The 20,660-nt window shown below is 64.2% G+C and carries 22 protein-coding genes and 2 tRNA genes; 11 read left to right on the top strand and 13 right to left on the bottom strand.

What is annotated here, in order from left to right:
* Positions 1-158: 158 nt before the first annotated feature.
* From J6525_RS36210 to lon, 3 genes are all read left to right on the top strand, one after another.
* Positions 159-794: an ATP-dependent Clp protease proteolytic subunit gene (locus J6525_RS36210; protein WP_016847729.1), complete on the top strand. Its 636-nt coding sequence runs from the start codon at positions 159-161 to the stop codon at positions 792-794.
* 442 nt (positions 795-1,236) lie between these two features.
* Positions 1,237-2,511, top strand: coding sequence for an ATP-dependent Clp protease ATP-binding subunit ClpX (gene clpX / locus J6525_RS36205; protein ID WP_018271869.1), 1,275 nt, complete (start codon positions 1,237-1,239; stop codon positions 2,509-2,511).
* A 321-nt stretch (positions 2,512-2,832) separates the two neighbouring features.
* A complete protein-coding gene (lon, locus tag J6525_RS36200; RefSeq protein ID WP_028333951.1) occupies positions 2,833-5,262 on the top strand; it encodes an endopeptidase La in 2,430 nt (809 codons plus the stop codon).
* 65 nt (positions 5,263-5,327) lie between these two features.
* Here lon and J6525_RS36195 read toward each other — a convergent pair whose 3' ends face one another.
* From J6525_RS36195 to J6525_RS36185, 3 genes are all read right to left on the bottom strand, one after another.
* Positions 5,328-5,987, bottom strand: a complete 660-nt coding sequence (locus tag J6525_RS36195) for a glutathione S-transferase family protein (protein ID WP_225648209.1) — start codon at positions 5,985-5,987, stop codon at positions 5,328-5,330.
* A 133-nt stretch (positions 5,988-6,120) separates the two neighbouring features.
* Positions 6,121-7,332: an MFS transporter gene (locus tag J6525_RS36190; protein WP_092077821.1), complete on the bottom strand. Its 1,212-nt coding sequence runs from the start codon at positions 7,330-7,332 to the stop codon at positions 6,121-6,123.
* Position 7,333: 1 nt separating this feature from the next.
* A complete protein-coding gene (locus tag J6525_RS36185) occupies positions 7,334-8,002 on the bottom strand; it encodes a GntR family transcriptional regulator (RefSeq protein WP_225648208.1) in 669 nt (222 codons plus the stop codon).
* A 198-nt stretch (positions 8,003-8,200) separates the two neighbouring features.
* Here J6525_RS36185 and J6525_RS36180 point away from each other — a divergent pair, with 198 nt between their 5' ends.
* Both J6525_RS36180 and J6525_RS36175 read left to right on the top strand, forming a co-directional pair.
* Positions 8,201-8,611, top strand: a complete 411-nt coding sequence (locus J6525_RS36180) for a GFA family protein (RefSeq protein ID WP_225648207.1) — start codon at positions 8,201-8,203, stop codon at positions 8,609-8,611.
* A gap of 64 nt (positions 8,612-8,675) precedes the next feature.
* Positions 8,676-8,750: transfer RNA gene (locus J6525_RS36175), tRNA-Val, on the top strand.
* 124 nt (positions 8,751-8,874) lie between these two features.
* On the opposite strand, the gene J6525_RS36170 is transcribed toward J6525_RS36175, so the two are convergent.
* Complete coding sequence (locus J6525_RS36170; protein WP_016847733.1) at positions 8,875-9,084, bottom strand: hypothetical protein; 210 nt, start codon at positions 9,082-9,084, stop codon at positions 8,875-8,877.
* A 248-nt stretch (positions 9,085-9,332) separates the two neighbouring features.
* On the opposite strand from J6525_RS36170, the gene J6525_RS36165 reads away from it, so the two are divergent.
* From J6525_RS36165 to J6525_RS36155, 3 genes are all read left to right on the top strand, one after another.
* Entirely contained in the window at positions 9,333-9,614 is a 282-nt protein-coding gene (locus J6525_RS36165; RefSeq protein ID WP_038385060.1) for a hypothetical protein, read from the top strand.
* A gap of 23 nt (positions 9,615-9,637) precedes the next feature.
* Positions 9,638-9,943 (top strand): YciI family protein, encoded by a 306-nt coding sequence (locus tag J6525_RS36160; RefSeq protein ID WP_092077809.1) that lies wholly within the window; start codon positions 9,638-9,640, stop codon positions 9,941-9,943.
* Positions 9,944-10,035: 92 nt separating this feature from the next.
* The gene (locus tag J6525_RS36155; protein WP_225648206.1) at positions 10,036-10,887 is read left to right on the top strand and encodes a class I SAM-dependent methyltransferase; all 852 of its coding nucleotides are present in this window, start codon (positions 10,036-10,038) and stop codon (positions 10,885-10,887) included.
* Here J6525_RS36155 and pepT read toward each other — a convergent pair whose 3' ends face one another.
* Entirely contained in the window at positions 10,888-12,144 is a 1,257-nt protein-coding gene (gene pepT, locus J6525_RS36150) for a peptidase T (protein WP_225648205.1), read from the bottom strand.
* 172 nt (positions 12,145-12,316) lie between these two features.
* Entirely contained in the window at positions 12,317-12,640 is a 324-nt protein-coding gene (locus J6525_RS36145; protein WP_259171327.1) for an HU family DNA-binding protein, read from the bottom strand.
* Positions 12,641-12,948: 308 nt separating this feature from the next.
* Here J6525_RS36145 and J6525_RS36140 point away from each other — a divergent pair.
* A tRNA-Asp gene (locus tag J6525_RS36140) sits at positions 12,949-13,025 on the top strand.
* A gap of 116 nt (positions 13,026-13,141) precedes the next feature.
* Here J6525_RS36140 and J6525_RS36135 read toward each other — a convergent pair.
* The 5 genes from J6525_RS36135 to J6525_RS36115 form a co-directional block, all read right to left on the bottom strand.
* A complete protein-coding gene (locus tag J6525_RS36135; protein WP_225648204.1) occupies positions 13,142-14,446 on the bottom strand; it encodes a hypothetical protein in 1,305 nt (434 codons plus the stop codon).
* 157 nt (positions 14,447-14,603) lie between these two features.
* Entirely contained in the window at positions 14,604-14,795 is a 192-nt protein-coding gene (locus J6525_RS36130) for a hypothetical protein (protein ID WP_076825345.1), read from the bottom strand.
* Positions 14,796-14,809: 14 nt separating this feature from the next.
* Entirely contained in the window at positions 14,810-15,010 is a 201-nt protein-coding gene (locus J6525_RS36125) for a hypothetical protein (protein ID WP_028333962.1), read from the bottom strand.
* A 98-nt stretch (positions 15,011-15,108) separates the two neighbouring features.
* Positions 15,109-15,750 carry a haloacid dehalogenase-like hydrolase gene (locus J6525_RS36120; protein WP_225648203.1) on the bottom strand — a complete coding sequence of 214 codons (642 nt, stop codon included), beginning with the start codon at positions 15,748-15,750 and terminating at the stop codon, positions 15,109-15,111.
* Positions 15,751-15,943: 193 nt separating this feature from the next.
* Positions 15,944-16,147 (bottom strand): hypothetical protein, encoded by a 204-nt coding sequence (locus J6525_RS36115; RefSeq protein WP_092077524.1) that lies wholly within the window; start codon positions 16,145-16,147, stop codon positions 15,944-15,946.
* Positions 16,148-16,346: 199 nt separating this feature from the next.
* Here J6525_RS36115 and J6525_RS36110 point away from each other — a divergent pair, with 199 nt between their 5' ends.
* Positions 16,347-17,360: a TRAP transporter substrate-binding protein gene (locus J6525_RS36110; RefSeq protein WP_225648218.1), complete on the top strand. Its 1,014-nt coding sequence runs from the start codon at positions 16,347-16,349 to the stop codon at positions 17,358-17,360.
* Between the two features lie 41 nt (positions 17,361-17,401).
* Here the strand turns inward: J6525_RS36110 and J6525_RS36105 are convergent, their stop codons facing one another.
* Positions 17,402-18,694, bottom strand: a complete 1,293-nt coding sequence (locus J6525_RS36105) for a spinster family MFS transporter (RefSeq protein ID WP_225648202.1) — start codon at positions 18,692-18,694, stop codon at positions 17,402-17,404.
* Positions 18,695-18,741: 47 nt separating this feature from the next.
* Positions 18,742-19,932 (bottom strand): aromatic ring-hydroxylating dioxygenase subunit alpha, encoded by a 1,191-nt coding sequence (locus J6525_RS36100; RefSeq protein ID WP_225648201.1) that lies wholly within the window; start codon positions 19,930-19,932, stop codon positions 18,742-18,744.
* Between the two features lie 130 nt (positions 19,933-20,062).
* Here J6525_RS36100 and J6525_RS36095 point away from each other — a divergent pair, with 130 nt between their 5' ends.
* A complete protein-coding gene (locus J6525_RS36095) occupies positions 20,063-20,578 on the top strand; it encodes a MarR family winged helix-turn-helix transcriptional regulator (RefSeq protein ID WP_050384956.1) in 516 nt (171 codons plus the stop codon).
* The last annotated feature ends 82 nt before the right edge of the window (positions 20,579-20,660 follow it).

Here is a 20,660-nt window from a genome sequence, read left to right as displayed (position 1 = left end):
CTTGAAGGTCTGCGACCTGCCCAGGTGGCTAGTGCGGCGAGTTGACGGCCTTGTCGGCCGGAAATTGGCCCATATCTGGGTTAAGCCTTGAGGCAGTAGTCTTGAGCCAAGTAGTCTTGAGCAAAGTTCTGCATCACCCCTAACCCTTGGGTTCTTTCATGCGCGATCCCGTTGAAACCTACATGAACCTCGTGCCGATGGTCGTCGAGCAGACTAATCGCGGCGAACGCGCCTACGACATTTTCTCGCGCCTGCTGAAAGAGCGCATCATCTTTGTCACCGGTCCGGTGGAAGACGGCATGTCGACGCTGATCGTCGCGCAGCTGCTGTTCCTCGAGGCCGAGAATCCGAAGAAGGAAATCTCGATGTACATCAACTCGCCGGGTGGCGTGGTGACGTCGGGCCTTGCGATCTACGACACGATGCAGTTCATCCGTCCGCCGGTATCGACGCTGTGCACGGGGCAGGCGGCCTCGATGGGCTCGCTGCTGCTGGCCGCCGGCGAGAAGGACATGCGCTTCACGCTGCCGAATTCCCGCATCATGGTGCACCAGCCGTCCGGCGGCTTCCAGGGCCAGGCCACCGACATCATGCTGCACGCGCAGGAGATCCTGAATCTCAAGAAGCGCCTCAACGAGATCTACGTGAAGCATACCGGTCAGACCTACAAGGCGATCGAGGACGCGCTGGAGCGCGACAAGTTCCTCACCGCCGAGGACGCCAAGGCATTCGGCCTCGTCGACAAGGTCATCGACAAGCGTCCGGACGATCCGGCAGCCGCGAAGGCGGCCTGATCCGGGCAGGCATCTCGAGGCGTCGGTGTGATCTCCACATTGACGCCTCACATAACCGGCAAAAGCAGGGTGCTGGACCCGCCGGCGGGTGCATGCGCACAGGCGGAAAGTTCCGCTTTCGTGCTCATATACCGACGTGGTAATCCCGCAACGTTCCGTGGATTTCGACGCGTATTCCACGTGCGATCGTTGAAAATCACGGTATTGTCACGGTCTTGAGCCGGCCATCCGATTAGCGAATTCTTGATAGTCGGGTGCCAGCATGGTTGGCTGTGATGCATCGGCTATGATCGCGGAGATTCGAATAAACCGTGATCCACACGGTCAGTATTGCGTAGGGTCTTTTTTGGTACGGAATTTGCTCTATCTACCCAACAGCCCGGTTGTGTGCCGGATTGGGTCGATCTGGCAAACGAGATCGAACGGCGGACGGAGATAATGAATGAGTAAGGTCGGCACGAGCGACGCCAAGAACACGCTATATTGCTCGTTCTGCGGCAAGAGCCAGCATGAAGTTCGCAAGCTGATTGCCGGACCGACTGTCTTCATTTGCGACGAGTGTGTCGAACTGTGCATGGACATCATTCGCGAGGAGAACAAGTCCTCGCTGGTGAAGTCGCGCGACGGCATCCCGACGCCGAAGGAAATCTGCAAGGTGCTGGACGACTACGTGATCGGCCAGAGCCATGCCAAGAAGGTGCTGTCGGTCGCCGTCCACAACCACTACAAGCGGCTTAACCATCAGACCAAGCACAACGACGTCGAGCTGGCGAAGTCGAACATCCTGCTGATCGGTCCGACCGGTTCGGGCAAGACGCTGCTCGCGCAGACGCTGGCCCGCATCCTCGACGTGCCCTTCACCATGGCCGACGCGACGACGCTGACCGAAGCCGGCTATGTCGGCGAGGACGTCGAGAACATCATCCTGAAGCTGCTGCAGGCCGCCGACTACAACGTCGAGCGTGCGCAGCGCGGCATCGTCTATATCGACGAAATCGACAAGATCAGCCGTAAGTCGGACAATCCCTCGATCACCCGCGATGTGTCGGGCGAGGGCGTCCAGCAGGCGCTGCTGAAGATCATGGAAGGCACCGTGGCCTCGGTCCCGCCGCAGGGCGGCCGCAAGCATCCGCAGCAGGAGTTCCTGCAGGTGGATACCACCAACATCCTGTTCATCTGCGGCGGTGCGTTCTCGGGCCTCGAGAAGATCATCTCCGCGCGCGGCCGTTCGACCTCGATCGGCTTCGCGGCGCAGGTGCTCGCGCCGGAGGATCGCCGCACCGGCGAGATATTCCGTCACGTCGAACCGGAAGACCTGCTGAAGTACGGCCTGATCCCTGAATTCGTCGGCCGTCTGCCCGTCGTTGCGACGCTGGAGGACCTCGACGAGACCTCGCTGAAGAAGATCCTGACCGATCCGAAGAACGCGCTGGTGAAGCAGTACCAGCGGCTGTTCGAGATGGAGAACATCGAGCTGACCTTCGCCGACGAGGCTCTTGGCGCGGTCGCCCGCAAGGCGATCGAGCGCAAGACCGGCGCGCGCGGGCTGCGGTCGATCCTGGAGAGCATCCTGCTCGAAACCATGTTCGATCTCCCGGGCCTGGAAGGCGTCGAGGAAGTCGTGATCTCGCGCGAGGTCGTCGAGGGAACGGCGCGTCCGCTCTACATCTACGCGGATCGTTCCGACCGCGCCGTCGAGAGCAGCGCGAGCGCCTAAACGGCGCTCGTCTCGACCCGCCAAAAATGCACGGCTGCCGGACGCTCCGGCGGCCGCCGTGGCGCAGCGGCGGCGCCCTGCGGCGTAGCAGCAAATGCTTGTTTAGCCTATATTTCCCGACACTTCTGAGACTTGACACCCCCCCGCCTGATAGCCACCTAATGCTATCGGTGAGGGATCTCATCCGTTGAGATTCGTCGCTTCACGATGCGGAATAAGCGGCTGCCGAAGGCATTCTCATTCCGCATCACCAAGGCACCTTGTGGCGGTTGCGCAAGCAGGCGGACTGCGTGCAAGGGGGCACAACAAAAGGATTAGGCCATGACGACCTCAAAACCCCGGCCAACGATCGTCCACGGCGAAAGCCACTCCTATCCGGTGCTGCCGCTCCGCGACATCGTCGTCTTCCCGCACATGATCGTGCCGCTGTTCGTCGGCCGCGAGAAATCGATCCGCGCGCTCGAAGAGGTGATGAAGAACGACGCGCTGATCATGCTCGCGACGCAGAAGAACGCGTCCGATGACGATCCGGCACCCGATTCAATTTACGAGACCGGTACGCTCGCCAGCGTCCTGCAGCTCCTGAAACTGCCCGACGGCACCGTCAAGGTGCTGGTCGAGGGCCTCGAGCGCGCGCGGGTCGAGAAGTATTCCGACCGCAGCGAATATTACGAGGCGACCGCGGTCGCGCTCGCCGACACTGACGCCAACTCGGTCGAAGCCGAGGCGTTGGCGCGGTCGGTCGTGTCCGACTTCGAAAGCTATGTGAAGCTGAACAAGAAGATCTCCGCCGAAGTCGTCGGCGTGGTTCAGGCGATCACCGATTTCGCCAAGCTCGGCGATACCGTTGCCTCGCATCTCGCGGTCAAGATTGCCGATCGGCAAGCGATCCTGGAGACGTTGTCCGTCACGCAGCGCCTGGAGAAGGTGCTGGGCCTGATGGAAAGCGAGATCTCGGTGTTGCAGGTCGAGAAGCGCATCCGCTCGCGTGTCAAGCGCCAGATGGAGAAGACCCAGCGCGAGTATTACCTGAACGAGCAGATGAAGGCGATCCAGAAGGAGCTCGGCGACGACGAAGGTCGTGACGAGTTGGCCGATCTGGAGGAGAAGATCTCCAAGACCAAGCTGTCCAAGGAAGCACGCGAGAAGGCCCAGCACGAGCTGAAGAAGCTGCGCCAGATGTCGCCGATGTCGGCGGAAGCGACCGTCGTGCGCAACTACCTGGATTGGCTGCTGTCGATCCCGTGGGGCAAGAAGTCCAAGGTCAAGAAGGACCTCGAGGCCGCGCAAGCGGTGCTGGACTCCGATCACTACGGACTCGAGAAGGTCAAGGACCGTATCGTCGAGTATCTCGCGGTGCAGTCGCGCGCCAACAAGCTGACCGGACCGATCCTGTGCCTGGTCGGGCCTCCCGGCGTCGGCAAGACCTCGCTCGGCAAGTCGATCGCGAAGGCCACGGGGCGCGAATTCGTGCGCGTGTCGCTCGGCGGCGTGCGTGACGAGGCCGAGATCCGCGGTCACCGCCGCACCTATATCGGCTCGATGCCCGGCAAGATCATCCAGTCGATGCGCAAGGCGAAGACCTCGAACCCGCTGTTCCTGCTGGACGAGATCGACAAGATGGGCGCCGATTTCCGCGGCGATCCGTCGTCGGCGCTGCTTGAGGTCTTGGACCCCGAGCAGAACTCGACCTTCAACGACCACTACCTGGAGGTCGACTACGACCTGTCCAACGTGATGTTCATCACGACCGCGAATACGCTGAATATTCCCGGCCCGCTGATGGACCGCATGGAGATCATCCGGATCGCCGGCTACACGGAGAACGAGAAGGTCGAGATCGCGCGCAAGCATCTGATCCCGAGCGCGCTCTCCAAGCACGGTCTGGACTCCAAGGAATGGTCGATCGACGACGCGGCCTTGCTCTTGATGATCCGCCGCTACACCCGCGAAGCGGGCGTGCGTAACCTGGAGCGTGAGCTCTCCACACTCGCCCGCAAGGCGGTGAAGGAGCTGATGATCTCCAAGAAGAAGTCGGTGAAGGTCACCGAGGCGAACATCGAAGAGTTCCTCGGCGTTCCGAAGTATCGCTTCGGCGAGATCGACGACGAGGATCAGGTCGGTATCGTCACCGGTCTGGCCTGGACCGATGTCGGCGGCGAGTTGCTCACCATTGAAGGCGTCATGATGCCCGGCAAGGGCAAGATGACCGTCACGGGCAATCTGCGCGATGTGATGAAGGAGTCGATCTCGGCGGCGGCGTCCTACGTCCGCTCGCGTGCGATCGTCTACGGCATCGAACCGCCGATGTTCGACCGCCGCGACATCCACGTTCACGTGCCGGAGGGCGCGACGCCGAAGGACGGTCCGTCCGCCGGTGTGGCGATGGCCACCGCGATTATCTCGGTCATGACCGGCATCCCGGTCCGCCACGATGTCGCGATGACCGGCGAGATCACGCTGCGTGGTCGCGTGCTGCCGATCGGCGGTCTGAAGGAGAAGCTCCTGGCTGCCGCCCGCGGCGGCATCAAGACGGTGCTGATCCCGGAGGACAACGCCAAGGATCTCACGGAGATTTCCGATGCGATCAAGGGCGGCATGGACATCATTCCGGTCTCGCGGCTGGATGAGGTCGTCGCCAAGGCGCTGGTCCGCGTGCCCGCGCCGATCGTCTGGGAAGAGGAGACCAGCAAAGTCGACGTCAAGCCCGATGCTTCCGATGAAGCGTCCGGCGGCCTGACGGCGCACTGAGCGAGCTCAGATCGACATAAGAAAACGGCGCCTTCGGGCGCCGTTTTTGTTTTCGCTGTTCGCGATCAGGTCGGGAAGGCTGCGGCTCTGTCCGCGGCGGCAAAGTGCGCCATCTGATCGGCATGCGCTTTTGCGAAAGCCGGCCGGGCCGTGGCGCGCGCGACGTAGTCGCGACACGCGGGATATTCCGCCAGTCCGTCGAAGCGGTCGACCAGGCGCAGCACATCCGCCATGAGAACGTCGGCGACGGAGAACGGCCCGGCCAGCCATTTGCGGCCCGTCAGCACCGGCTCCATGTGCCTGAGCCGGGATTGCAGGAAGCCGTCGAAGCGTGTCCATGCCGACGTGCCGCCGCTCTCGCCCGAGAATACCAGGAGCGACCAGGGCAGGCTCGCCATCTCGACCGAGTTGAGCGCTGCGAACAGCCATTTCAAAGCCTCGTTGCGTTGGTGCGGATCGGTCGGCAGCAGCGCGTCGCTGCGCTCGCCGAGATGCAGCAGGATCGCGCCGCTCTCGAAGATCGAGATGTCGCCGTCGGTCAGCCACGGCACCTGGCCGAACGGCTGGTGCGCGAAGTGCTCGGCGCTCCGATCGCGAAATGGCACGCTCGCAACGCGATACGGCAAGCGCGCCTCTTCCAGTGCCCAGCGCACGCGGAGGTCGCGCACAAATCCCCGCGGCATCTCCGGAACCCAATCGAAGGTGGTCAGCGTCAGGTCGGCCATTGGGTATCTCCATTTGCTGGCTTCACAGGCAAAAGGACGAACGAATGGCGCGCGTTCCGACACCCCGACGGGCTTTTTCGTCGTTGCGGTACGGAACGATCGAGTTGCCGACGTGGGTACGCCGGCGCCGGAACTAGTCTTTCCTCTCGACGACGAAATTGCCGATCGCGCCGAGTGCCATCAGCACGCTGGTGCCGAGGAACACCGCGGGCATGCCGATATGGCCGCCGATGAAGCCGCCGGCGAGCGGGCCGATCACCTGGCCGGCATATTGCGCCGAGATCGAATAGCCGAGCATGCTGCCGGTGACCGCATCGGGCACGTTGTGCCGGATCACGCTCGCGATGCAGGGCAGGAGGCCGCCGAGTGCGAGCCCCATCAGGAAGCGGAGCAGGATCAACTGCCAGCCGCTGACCACGAAGGCCTGCGGGATCAACAGCAGCGCGGAGACAGCAAGGCAGATGGTGATGATCCGCCAGTGGCCGACCCGATCGGCCAGCTTGCCGAGATGCGAGGACGACAGCAGGCTGCCGAACGCCGCCGCCGACATCACGAGGCCGGCGACGAACGTCACCTGCGGTGCCTCGACCAATTGCGCGACATAGACCGTGATGATCGGCTCGATCGACATGTTGGCGACCATCAGCAGCAGGCCGGTTCCCCACATCGCGACGACAGGGCGCTTGTCCGGGACCAGCGACCAGCCGCCGCGCGCCTTGCCGCCTTTCGCGGTCTTCGGACGTGCTTCCTCGCGGATCAGGAACGTCGTGCCGAGGAAGGTGAAGAAGATGACGCCGCCGATCAGGAAGAAGGTCGCGCGGATGCCGATCAGCCCCGGCAGCACGCCGCCGATCAAGGGACCGACCAGGCTGCCGGCCATGATGCCGGCCGACAGCACGCCGATCGCCCAGCCCGATCGCGCTTTCGGCGTCTGTGCCGCGACCAGCACGGTCGAACCCGACGCGTAGCCGCCGAGCAGGCCGGTCAGCAGCCGCAGGCCGACCAGCTCATAGACGTTGTGCGCCATGCCGATCAGCGACATCGCGATCGCCATGCCGAGGCTGGCGCGGATCAGCATCAGCTTGCGGCCGTAGCGATCGGCGAGCCGTCCCCACAACGGCGCCGTCAGCGCCGCGCTGAAGAAGGTCGCGCCATAGGCGACGCCCGACCATTGCACGATCGCGGCATGATCGGTCACGCCGAGTTGCTCGACATAGAGCGGCAGGAACGGCAGCAGCAGCGTCATCCCCACGATTGTCGTGAAGGAGCCGAACACGCAGACGATCAAATTGCGTTTCCAGGGGCCCGCGTCGAGCAGGGCTTCGCGATCGACTTCGATGTTCATGTCAGCGCAGCCCGATCACGGCGAAGCCGCGCGCCCGCAGGCCGCGGCGATCCTCGTTCAGCGAACGCAGCAGACGATCACGGGTATCGGTGATGTGGTCGGCGGCCTCGCGCGCGGCGGCATCGCGATCGTTGGCCTTGATGAAGCCGAGGATGCGCCGGTGCTCGCGCCAGGCCTGCTCGCGCGACGGCTCGGTCCACACTTCCAGCCAGCGCGCCCGCGACAGCCTCGTCATGGCGCCAGCGATCGCCTTGACGATGAAGGGATTGCCGGAGAGCCGCGCGATCTCGACATGGAAATCGGTGCCGACCCGATGCCATTCCTCGCGCGGCGCGCCGGACTGGCAGGCATCCAGCATCTCCTCGACGCCGGCGATATCGGCTGCGCTCGCCCGCGCGCAGGCGAGGCGCACCGCCGTCGTCTCCAGCGGAATCCGGAACTCGGCAAGCGCCTCCAGCTCACCGAGGTCGATCGGTGCGACAATCCAGTTGCGGCCGTCGCGGCGCACCAGCTCTTCGCCTTCGAGCCGGACCAGCGCGGCACGGATCGGCGTGCGCGATCCCTCGAACCGGCTCTCCAGCCAGCGCTCGGTCAGCCGCTCGCCGGGGCCAAGGTCGAGCGACAGGATCATCTCCCGGAGCTGGTCATGGATCTGAAGCATCTGCGACATGGCGCCGTCCTTTGGCCGCCTTAGCGGGCACAGAATCTCGGTCTGGCGGGTTTCGTATCCCGATTTGGTATCCCAAACAAGGGAGCTATGGGATACCGACGTTACTCCGTTAAGGGAGGTGGACCGAGAGCCAGGCCCCTGGACGATGGAACCGCGCCCACGGCGGTTGCTTTGTTTGACGGAATTGGAGAGCGCCACATGCGTATAGACGGGCAATGCCATTGCGGGGCTATCACCTATCAGGCCGAGATCGATCCCGAACGGGTGTCGATCTGCCATTGCACGGACTGCCAGGCGCTGACCGGCTCGCCCTACCGCGTCACGGTGATCTGTAGCGCCGAACAGGTGCGGCTGACCGCAGGTGCGCCGAAGCTCTACAGCAAGCGGGGCGATAACGGCCGAATCCGCTTTCAGCACTTTTGCGGCGATTGCGGTTCGCCGCTGTTCACGAGCGGCGAGGACGGCGGGCCCGACGATTGGGGCATCCGCTGGGGCAGCATTCGCCAGCGCGGCCAATTGACCCCGCGACGCCAGGTCTGGTGCCGCTCCGCCGCGCCATGGATCAATGATCTCAAGGAATTGCCAGCGCGCCCCAAGGATTGGAGCTGACGGATTGAGGCGTTTGCGACCTTGCGCCCTGAGGGCTGGCGAGGCTAAAGAGGCGCGCTGGCAAGGGCGGTTAGCTCAGCGGTAGAGCACTGGTTTTACACACCATTGGTCGGGAGTTCGATCCTCTCACCGCCCACCATTCGCGACCCTCAGGCGAAGCCTATCGAGCGGGCCAGCCGTCCGGACGCGCGGGCATGCTTCTCCCGATGATTGGGAGATTGCATCGGCCCTTGCCCGTTGAGGCAAAGGCGCTGGATCCAGCCCTATGGTTGCAGCATCCTGATGGTCGCGATCGGCCACTTCCCGATGTGGCCCTTGATCGAGATGCGCAACCCATGAGATTCGTCCAGAAACACGCCCTCGACGGTCCCTGCGGTTCCATCGGTGAGAACCGCGGCTCGTCCGACCAGCTCGGCCTCCGCTTGCACATGCTCGCGCAGGATGACGGTGGCGCGGTGTTTCACGAGCTGCAAAGCCGCCTCTGGTTGATGAGCCCTACGGAGTAAGGCCATTGCACGGCTCTCGGTGAACGCGCGGAGAGGGCGCGATCCCGGCCGTGGAGTAGTCTCATGGGGATGGCCGGGACCGCGCTTGCTCCGCGCTGGCGTGCCGAATGTCATTCGATCCCCGATGGTGCGAAAGGTGCCGAAAGTCACGCGCTCAGATTTGATGCCGACGCTGCAGCGATGCTATTCTGTCCGCCTAACCGGGAACTTGATGCATGCGCAAACTCGCCGCGATTTTTCTTCTCACCATGATTGCCGGACCCGCATTCGCACAGTCGGATCACGTTCAGCGCTATCGCGAAGAGGTCGAGAAGTCGCCGGCCGATGCGGCCAACGAGGCGCGCCAGCAGCGCGCCTATCAGCGTGCGCTCAGCGGTGTGCCGGATCAGAAGCCGACCGATCCCTGGGGCATCGCGCGCAGCGACGGGCAGGGCGCGCCCAAGGCGAATGCCGCGAAGCCGAAACCGGCCAAGCCCACGAGCGCAGCCGCCAAATAGAGCTCCGAGCGCGGATCAGGTCGATGAAATACTACGTCTGCAAATTGACCGGACCGCGCCCGACCTTTCCTCAGGATATGACGCCGCAGGAAGCCGCCATCATGCAGGCGCACGTCGCCTATTGCGGCGAACTGCTGCAGGCCGGCAAGGCGCTGGTGTTCGGACCGGTCGCCGATCCCGCCGGCGTCTGGGGCCTCGGCGTGCTGCAACTGCCTGACGATGCCGATCCGCAGGAGATCGTCGCCAACGATCCCGTCACCAAGGCGGATGCCGGATTCACCTATCAGCTGATGCCGATGCTGCGCGCCGCGACGCGCGAGAGCTGCTAGGGCATGATCCGGAAAAAGTGCGAAGTGGTTTTCCGAAAAAGATCATGCCCAAACATGAGACAACAGAAGCTTCCTCACAAGGTTTCGATCGCATGAACGCTGGCCATCCGCAGAACGCCGACCAGATTGCTTATTGGAACGGGCCGGGCGGTCAGCGCTGGGCCACACGTCAGGCCGCGCAGGATATCGTGCTGCAGCCGGTGCTCGACCTCTTGATCGATCGCGCCGCGCCGAAAGCCGGCGAACGCGTCGTCGATGTCGGCTGTGGCAGCGGCGCCTCGAGCTTCGCGCTGGCGGCCAAGGTCGCGCCCGCAGGTCACGTGCTCGGCGTCGATGTCTCGGAGCCGATGCTGACGCGGGCGCGGCAGAGCGCGCCGCAGGGTTTGCCGGTCGAGTTCGCGCTGGCCGATGCGACCGTCTATCCCTTTGTCGGCGAGAGCTTCGATCTGTTGGCCTCGCGCTTTGGCGTGATGTTCTTTGCCGATCCCGTGGTGTCGTTCGCCAATCTGCACAAGGCGATGAAGCCGACGGGCCGTCTCGCCTTCGCCTGCTGGCAGGAGCCGCGCGAAAATCCGTTCTTCATGACGCCGCTTGCTGCCGTCTACAAGCACGTACCGAAACTGCCGCCGCTCGGGCCCGAGGATCCCGGCCCGTTCGCGTTCGCCTCCGAGGCGAGGGTGAAGCGGATCCTGGGCGAAGCCGGCTTCTCCGGCATTGCCATGGAGCCGTGCCGGGTCGAGCTCGATGTCGCGACCGGGCGCGGCATCGATGCCGCGATCCAGGGCGCGCTCGAGATCGGGCCGGCCAGCCGCGCGCTGGAAGGGCACCCGGATGACGTGCGCGCTGCTGCGATCGCCTCGATGCGCGAGGCGCTGGCGCCTTTCGTGAAGGGCGATGCCGTGCTGCTGCCCGGCGCGATCTGGATCGTGACCGCGCGGGCCTGATCAGGCCTTCTCTTCCCAGATCATCGCAAGGTGCACGATGGTCTGCACGGCCTTCTCCATGTCCTGCCGGCTGACCCATTCGAGCCGCGAATGGAACGCGTGCTCGCCGGCGAAGATGTTCGGGCAGGGCAGTCCCATGAAGGACAGCCGCGAGCCGTCCGTGCCGCCGCGGATCGAGGTCCTCACCGGCGTCAGGCCGGCGCGCTCGATCGCCTCGATCGCATAGGCGACGATCTGGGGATGGCGATCGATCACGTCTTTCATGTTGCGGTACTGCTGCTTGACCTCCATGCGGTAGGTCGAGCGCGGATATCGCTTCATGACGTCCTTCACGATGTCTTCCAGCAGCGCTTCCTTCTGCTTCAGACCGGCCTCGGTGAAATCGCGCACGATGAAGTCGATCCGCGCGTTCTCCAGCGCGCCGGAGATCGCGACCGGATGCAGGAAGCCTTCCTTGCCCTCGGTGGTCTCGGGCGAGCAGGTGTCCTTCGGCAGGCGATCGACGATCGCGGCGGCGATCTTGATGGCGTGCTCCATCTTGCCCTTGGCGAAGCCCGGATGGGTCGCGACGCCTTCGATGATGATGCTGGCGCCATCGGCCGAGAAGGTCTCGTCCTCGATATGGCCGGCGGTCTCGCCATCCATGGTGTAGCCGAAATCGGCCCCCAGCTTCTTGATGTCGACCTTGTCGACGCCGCGGCCGATCTCCTCGTCCGGCGTGAACAGGATCTTGATGGTGCCGTGCTTGACCTGCGGATTGGTGATCAGGAAATGCGCGGCATCCATGATCTCGGCAAGGCCCGCCTTGTTGTCGGCGCCGAGCAGGGTGGTGCCGTCGGTGGTGATGATGTCGTTGCCGATCTGGTCGGCCAGCGCTTCGTGCTCGGCGGGGCGGATCACCTGCGAGGCATCGGCGGGAAGCACGATGTCGCCGCCCCGATAGTTCTTCACGACCTGCGGCTTGACGTTCTTGCCGGTGCAGTCGGGAGAGGTGTCCATGTGCGAGCAGAAGCAGATCACCGGCACCGTCTTGTCGGTGTTGGCCGGGATCGTCGCGTAGACGTATCCGTGCGGGTCAAGATGCGCGTCGGATATCCCCATCGCCTGCAGCTCGGCGACCAGCAGGCGCCCGAGATTCTTCTGCTTCTCGGTGGAAGGCGTGGTGGGTGAATCCGGGTCGGACTGGGTATCGATCACGACATAGCGCAGGAAGCGCTCGGTGACGGTGTGCTTGAAGTCGAGAGCCGGTGCCAGCATGAAAACCGCGCAAAAAACTGGAGAAAGGAACAATGCGCTTTGGCGAAGTTGGTTCGCGCAAGCAAACCGCGTCAAGGCGAGTTTCGAAGGACAATCCTATAACAGAAAAGCGCCACTCCGGGGCCGCGTCACGAGCCGGAATGGCGCTTTGCCTTAACGGAGAGAGAAGGCGCTAGACGGCTTCCTTCAGCTCCTTGGCGGCGCGGAAGGCGACCTTCTTGCTGGCCTTGATGTGGATCTGTTCGCCAGTCGCGGGGTTGCGGCCCATGCGGGCGGCGCGCTTGCGGACCTGGAGGATGCCGAGGCCGACGATCCTGATGCGCTCGCCCTTCTTGAGGTGCTTGGTGATCCTTGTGACCATGTCGGTCAGGATCGCCTCGGCCTGCTTCTTGGACAGCTCCTGCTCCTCGGCGATGGCCGCCGCCAAATGCTTCAGCGTGATCGTCGCCGGTGTCGCTGCTTTCTTCGCCATGTCTGGCCCTCCTCGTTGCTGAATGGCTGGATTGCTGCTTTTCACGCGAATGGCGCGCCGTTCGCGTCGGGAAAATGCGTCCGGACAAGTCCTGAAAACCGCCGGTTCCGGGAACGGGCAGCGCCGGGCCGGCCACAGGAAACCCAGACGTATCAGGCCTTATTTGATTCGGGGCTTCGCTGACTACGCCGTTTCCCCTGAAAACAGGCGACAACCCGCGTACATGCCGCGAAAATGCCGACGCTGTGCAGGGATCCGCAACCTCCTTGACTAACCGGATGCGGGCCTTTATGCCCTCGGTCCTGCGCGGATCAATCCGATGATCGGCATCCGCGGGAGTAGCTCAGTTGGTTAGAGCGCCGCCCTGTCACGGCGGAGGCCGCGGGTTCGAGTCCCGTCTCTCGCGCCATTCATTTCAATGACTTAGCAGCGTGTTTGGCCCGAAACCATTGGTCCTTCTGGACCGATGCCGTAACGAGTTGCCTGCCCTCCTGTTCACTGCACCTGGCGAACTGCCGCGACAGCTCAGGACGCCGCGAGGCCGACAACGCTGACCGGTTGAGCGGCCTGCTCGGGCCTGACTGATAATGCCACGCGCTGTTCGGGCGTCAGCCACCACAGCAGGAACAGCAGTGCTATCCCGTTCGACAGCAGGCCTGTCGTGAGCGGCACGTTCATGATCGCCTGAACTGCGATGCCCGACGAAACCGCGATGAAGCGCGGCGACAGGTGCTTTGAGACCATCGATCCCACCGACAGGATCAGCCCGCAGACGAAAGCCGACACCGGAGCGAGCGCAAGACCGACCGATGCGATGCCCTCGGTGGCGAGGAAGGACGCGTTGAAATTGCCGTCCTGATAAATCGCTCCGAGGGTCGGGCCGAGCTCGCCGTACGGGCAGGCGGCCATGTATCGCAGGACGGTGATCTGGCAGAACCGGGTGAGTTCGCGGTGCGCAAAGAAGTCGGCGTATTGATCGAGCGCGAGCGACGGGATCGCGACGAAGCGCAGATTGATGGTGCTGAACACGATGTAGGTCTTGTCGGCGGCGAGAATGACGAAAGCCGAAAGGCCGACGATCATCGGGATCAGAAATGCGAGCACCGTGGCCAGCCGTGGGTCGAACCGGCCGTACAGCCAGAACAGAAACGGCAGCCAGATCGGCAGCAACAGGACGGTCTTGTTGTTGACGAGGGGATAGAAGCAAAGCGCAAGCAGCAGCACCCCGGCTGCCGGCATCCATCGGCTGCGCGATGCGAAATGCGCGAACAGGTAGGGCAGGACCGCGCCGGTCATGATTCCGGTGAGATAGTTCAACAGCGCCGGGCGCACGACGGCGGTGCGGGCTGCGCCATAGGGATTGCCAAGATTGGCCCCGTAGGAGATGTCGGCCACCAGCACGGCGAAGCACGACGCCAGCAGCAGAATCGCGATGCGCTTGACGGCCGCCTCGGACAAATCGGGCCGCCAAACCGGGATATTCTGCAACATCAGGGGGATCATCGCGGCGGCCAGCGCGGCGATCATGGCCCAGCGGGCGACGGCGTGCGGATAGTCGAACGCGCTGAAGAAGCTGAGCCAGACGAAGCCGAACACGGCTGACAGCAGCGAGAAGCCGATCAGATAACCGAAGCTGAATCGTGCCGCGACGAACGCCGGGACGAACGCGACCATGATGGCGGTGCCGAGGACGGCCTGCGCGGTGATGCCGGATCGCCAGACATGCATCGCCGGGAATGCGTGCCCGCAGGCGATCATCGAGGCGACGCTGAGGACGAAGAACCCGGGGATCGTGATCCCGACAACCAGGTCATCGCGCGTCAATGTCATCGGTCCGTCCGAATCCGAAAGCTGCCAGGCAGCTAGCCGGTCGGCCCTGGACGAAGCAAGTTAAGCAATATCTCGGTCTGTGTTGTTATGTTTCTGCCTGGCCATTCGTCACCGCGATGCCCTATTGAATTCACACAACGGCAACACCTTGCCTTGATCAGGCAAAGAATGCGGCGACCGCGTTGAGGTCGGATTGTCCCGGCGCATCGCCGCGCAAATTGGCGTCGATGATGCGGCGACAGGCGTCAACCGTGTGAGTATCGCCCAATTCGTTGGCGGCCTCGAGGATCGACCAGACCGTGTCCAAGGGAACGTCGCTCTGCGTGGTCGCCTTCGGGTCTGACAGCATTGGCGGGGCCGCGGTTAGAATTCGAACAGGTCGCGGCCGCGCCGCGCCAAATTGTGCAGGTCCGCGACCGTGCCGCGCACCGCGTTGCAGCGGCGGCATTCGATGATGGTGTCGCCGGATGCGTGCGCCGGATCGGCGACCTTGATCGCCAGGCTGCCGCAATCCGTGCAGATGATCTTGAAGCCGGTTGAAATTACTTGCTGCTGCAAATTCATTGTGGCCTGCGCCTTTGTTGACGCTGACCTTAGCCGAGCAACTTTTAAGACTGGGGTCGCGGAGCGGTTTGCAATCGAACGACCGCGTTAGGACGAGGTTAAGATTTCGCCGCGGCCGCGCGGCCCTGCAGATGCAGCGTCGGCCTGCCGAGCCCGGCCGCGGCGGCGCGCACGGCATCGCGGGCATTGACCGTGATGATGCCGGCGGCGTGGGCCCAGACCGCGAGGTCGGAGGCGCTGTCGCCGGCGTAGATGAAGCCCCCGGGGAATGTCTTCCGCAACAGGTCGGCCTTGTTGGCGCCCTTGAGATTATGTTCGCCGTCGGAGGCAAGCACCTGGTCGATCCATGGCAGACGCGACGCCAGCTTCTGTGCGAGCAGCGCGTCGGCCGCGGTTGCCAGCACGATGCGGCGGCCGGCCGCGTTCTCGCGCTCGGCCAATGCGACGACGTCCTGGTGCAGTTCGATCCGGCTCCAGTCGATGCGCTGGTGCTGTGCGAGCCGGCGCTTCAGCGCCGCGCGGCCGCGCGTCAGCCAGGCGGCGCATGACACGGCGATCAGCGGATTGCGGCGCAGGATCGAGAAGAAGCTCAGATAGAGCAGGTCGCCCGTGATCAGCGTGCCGTCGAGGTCGAGCACCAGCGGCAGCGATGCCGGAAGACCGAGCAAGGGCGCCCCGTCGGTGCGGGAAGCATCCTGCGGCTTCGCAGTGTCGTCGCCGGCGAGGCGAGGCTCAGTCATTCGCGGCACTCAGCCGGGTTGCGACCTTGCACACGTCGATCGCGTGCACTCCGGTCTCGGTGGTCCGGCAATCGCCGTACCCGAACTTGCTCGCAAAGGCCACACCGTGCTGGTCCGAGCTTGAGACGACCAGGACCAACAAAAAAGGCCGCCCGAGGGCGGCCGTCTTACCTGTCGAAGCCAGCAAAAATCTTTAGCGGACCGTGGAGGTGCCCGACGAGGTGATCGCCACCGGTTTGCCGGCCTTGATGACCTGGGTGGTCTGGGCAGTCTGGGTGAAATCCGCGTTGTTCCGGGCCGAAATACCGAGCGCCGCGATCCCGATCCCCGCAATAAGGGCAACCACCACAATCTTGAGATGGGTCGCGCGGTCAGCTGAATGGATCGAGTGGTTCATGGTCGCCTCCGGGCGTCTGTGCGCCGTCTATGGCAGGTACTGGTAAGGCCCATCTGTTTCCGGATCGTTTCGTGAGTTCCGGGAAATGGTTTCGTGCCACGGGCGGATTGGTTTCACCGTGCCTTGCGTCACACTGCCGGCCGGCTAAAACTGCCCCAGGCGCGGAACTGCGCTTGGGAGAAAAACAATAATGAAAACAATGAGACTAACCCGGCGCCGGGTGCTTGGAACCGGCTCCGCGGCACTCGCCGCCACGGTGTTTGGTAAGCGCGCCGTTGCGGCCGCCGAGTTCGACTTCAAGCTCGGTGTCAACACTCCGGAAACCCATCCGCTAACAATCCGCCTGACTGAGGCCGCCAAGGCGGTCGGCGCCCAGTCGTCCGGCCGGGTCAACATCACGGTGTTCGCCAACAGCCAGCTCGGCGGCGATCCGGAGATGCTGTCCCAGGTCCGCGCCGGCGGGATCGAGCTGCTGGCGGCGCCCAGCATGACGCTGTCGACGCTGGTGCCGCTGTCGGGGCTGCCCAGCATCGGTTTCGCCTTTCAGTCCTACGACCAGGTCTGGGCGGCGATGGACGGCGGCGTCGGCGACCTCGTGCGCGAGGCGATCACGAAGACCGGCGTCGTGCCGCTGAAGAAGGTCTGGGACAACGGCTTCCGTCAGATCACCTCGTCGTCGAGCCGGCAGCTCAACAGCGTCGACGATCTCAAGGGTTTCAAGATCCGCGTGCCGGTGACGGCATTGCTGACGTCGCTGTTCTCAGGGCTCGGCGCATTGCCGTCGAGCATCTCCTACAGCGAGCTCTATTCGGCGCTGCAGACCCACATCGTCGAGGGGCAGGAGAATCCGCTGGCGCAGGTCTCGACCGGAAAACTCTACGAGGTGCAGAAATTCTGCGCGCTCTCGAACCATTGCTGGAGCGGTTACTGGATTCTCGGCAACCGCCGCGCGATGGCGGCCCTGCCGCCCGATCTGCTCGAGCTTATCAATGCCGCGTTCGACGCCGCGGCGGTGAAGGAGCGCGCCGATCTGGTCGAGATGGATCGCTCGCTGCAGGCCGAGCTGACCGAGAAGGGCATGACATTCAACAAGCCCGATCCCGTGCAGTTCAGGGCCGCGTTGGTGAAGGCCGGCTTCTACACGCAGTGGCAGAAGACCTACGGCGCGGACGCCTGGGCGGCGCTGGAGAAATACACCGGCAAGCTGACGTGAGCGCAGCCTGACATCACGCGCCGGCTCGGCTGAGACGGGTGCTAGCTCGCGCGCGCGATGTCGGCGCGGATCGCGCGTGCCGCCAACACGAACAGCAGGGCACCGAGGGTCGTCGTGAGCGCGGCCGACAGCAGCGAGTAGCGAACCGCATCGACGCCGTAGGTGCCTTTCAGCGCGTCGTTGATCATGCCGACGGCGAGGGGGCCGACGCCCTGGCCGAAGCAGGTGGCGGTCAGCAGTACGATCGCCGAAGCCAGTGCGCGCATGCTGGGTTTTGCCACGGTCTGAGCGATCGCGAAGATCGGGCCGAGATGGAAGCCGACCATGAACGAGGTCAGCGCCAGGGTCGCGACCATCAGCGTGAAGCTTTGCGTCAGCATGGACAGCGCGAACACCGGGCCGGCGAGGCCGGACATGATCGCGGGCGCCCACAGCTTCCAGCGGTCGTCGCGACGGCCGATCTGCGCCACCACGAGGCCACCTATCAGCGTGCCCGCCATGCCGGCGAGACCCTTGAAGGTGCCGGCATAGGTGCCGATCTCGGCGCTGGTGAGGTGATGGATGCGCGCAAGGAACGGCGGGATCCACACCGCGGTGGCGTAGTTGGTGTAGGTCGTCAGACAAAAGCCGACCAGCACGATGACGAAGCTCGGCTGCGATACTAGGAAACGCAATGTCGGCCCGATCGGCTCGGCCTTGAAGCTCTCGGCCATTGCGCCGCGCTTCGGCTCAGTGATCGTCAGCCACAGCACGGCGGCGAGCGCGATGCCGGGCAGGCCCGCGGTGAAGAAGGCCATTCGCCAGCCATAGTGCTGGTTGACATAGCCGCCGATGAAATAGCCGAGGAAGACGCCGAGATAGGTGCCGATCGCGTAGATGCCGAGCGCGCGCGGTCGTTCGTTCTTGTCGAAGAGATCGGCGATCATCGATTGCGAGGCCGGCGTGCCCGCCGACTCCCCGATGCCGACGCCGACCCGGGCCAATGCCAGCGTCGTGACGCTGGAGGCGAGGCCGCAGAGATAGGTCATCGCGCTCCAGAACGCGAAGGCGACCGCGACGATGTTGCGGCGGTTGAGGCGATCGGCCATCCGCGCGATGGGAATGCCGAGCAGCGAATAGAACAGCACGAAGCCGAACCCGGCGAGCAGGCCCATCGTGGTGTCGCTGAGCGTGAACTCCTTCTTGATCGGTTCGATCAGCACGTTGAAGATGGTGCGGTCGAGGAAGTTGAGGGCGTAGATGATCGTGAGCAAGGCGAGGACGTAGTAGCGGTGCGCCGAGGGCGCGGCCGCAGCTTGGGTTGGCGCGGCCGCCTGCGGTGCGACATCGACCATGACTTCCTCCCCCGATCTTCTTTGTTGTTGTTGCTTGCGCGCGGGCCTTACGCCTCGCGGACGTAATTCCCTGCCTCGAATTCGACCAGCCTCGTGTCGGCGTCGAACGACACCCCGATCGGGTCGCGGCCGGTGGCCATGGCCTCGAGCTGGTCAGCGAGCATCCGGCGGATCATCAGGATGCCGCGGTCGCTCTGGCCAAAATGCTCTTCGGAATGGATCGTCACCGCTCCCTGGCCGACCTGGGCTTCGTAGTCGCCGGGAAATTGCTGGTGCTCGGCCTCGGTCATGTCCCACCAGAACTTGCCGTTGAACTTCGAGCGCATCCGCCCGATATCGCCCGCGTTCTTGACCCGGCCGGCGACGTAGATGCGAAACGAGGTGTCGTCGATCGGCAAGGTCCAGCCGATCGATTCGACGCGCGCGAACTGCGCGACGCGCGGATTGGGCACGACGCGCAGTGTGGGGAGGGCGGCCTCGGTGACGCGATAGAACACCTTGCCGTCGTCCTGCCTGCGGATCGAACGCACCGCGACGCCGCGCGGCGACATCTCGAACTTCACTTCGGGCATCGAGGCCATCATGTTGGTGAACTGCGGGCCGCTGAATGAGCCGTGCAGCACCGGCACATGGTAGGGGTCGGCGACGTTCTCGAAATGCTGCAGCCAGTTGCAGGGGATCACGGCAGGGCCGCCGCCGCCGATCGAGGAGTCGTCGGCCTCGACGAACTCGCCGTCGTCCATGTTTTCCAGGCACTCGTAGCGCGGCAGCACCGGCCTTTTCTCGGCCGGCCCCATATAGGCGAAGATCAGGCCGTAGCGTTCCTGCACCGGATACCAGGGCTGGCGCACCTTGTCCTTGAACAGGCCGCCGTCGGGCTCGCAGGGTTGTTCGAGGCAGCGGCCCTCGGTGTCGAATTTCCAGCCGTGATAGCAGCAGCGGATGCCGTCTTCCTCGACCTTGCCGTAATAGAGCGTGGTGCCGCGGTGGCAGCAGCGCGCATGTAGCAGGCCGGCCCGGCCATGCCGGTCGCGGAACAGGATCAGGTCTTCGCCAAGCGCGCGGACTTTTCTGGGGATATCGGTGGCGTCACCGGTGAGGCCGACCGGGTGCCAATACCGGCGCAGCAGCTCGCCCATCGGCGTGCCGTGGCCGACCGAGGTGAGCTCGGTCCGGGTGCTGGACGGCTTCATCGCATAGGCCGTGCCGAGATCGCGGTCGCGCTGGGTGATCGTCATGTTGTCCTCCCCGCCGCTGGTCGGACGCCGGCGGCTGATCTATCGTTGACCAAGTCAACGATAGATCGATGACAATGTCAACGATATCGTTGAGCTTGGCAGCGCGCGGCTTTGTTGGCAGAGGTTGGTGATGACCGAGAAGCTCAGGACTGAGAGGGCCTTGCCGCCGGAGGCCGTTGTCGATTCCGAACTGGCGCCGATCACCGCGATGATGTCGTCGCGGCTGATGGTGCTGGCGAACCTGCTCAGGCGCGGCGCGATGCTGCGCTACAAGCGCCTGACCGGCCTGTCCTCGGTCGAGTTCGGTCTGGTCGCCTCGCTCGGCCGGCGGCCGCCGATGAGTGTGGTGCGGCTCGCCGAGGCCGTCGGCATGGACAAGGGGCAGATCAGCCGGGCGCTCGCCGAGCTCGTGGCGCGCAAGCTCGTGGCGAAGGCGGCCAACCCGCGCGACAACCGGGAGACTTTGGTCTCTCTTACCAAGGCCGGCCTGGCCGCCCATGATGCCATCGTGGCCGGCGCCCAGGAACGAAACCGGCGCCTGCTGGAACAGCTTGCGCCGGGGGATCTCGAGCTGCTGCTTGGACACATCGATCGGCTCACCCTGACCGCCGCCGAGATGCTCGCTGCCGAACGGGGGCTGGGCTGATATGGGGAGAGCGCAGGGCACCGGATGGCCGCCGCGGCGTTGCCCATGGAGGCAAGCGCATCCGCCTGATGAGGCCAAGAGC

It is taken from the genome of Bradyrhizobium australafricanum (genome assembly GCF_020329495.1).
Classification (GTDB): Bacteria; Pseudomonadota; Alphaproteobacteria; order Rhizobiales; family Xanthobacteraceae; genus Bradyrhizobium; species Bradyrhizobium australafricanum.
The sequence above is the reverse complement of the archived record's forward strand: the minus strand, read 5'-3'. Positions and strand labels throughout refer to the sequence as shown.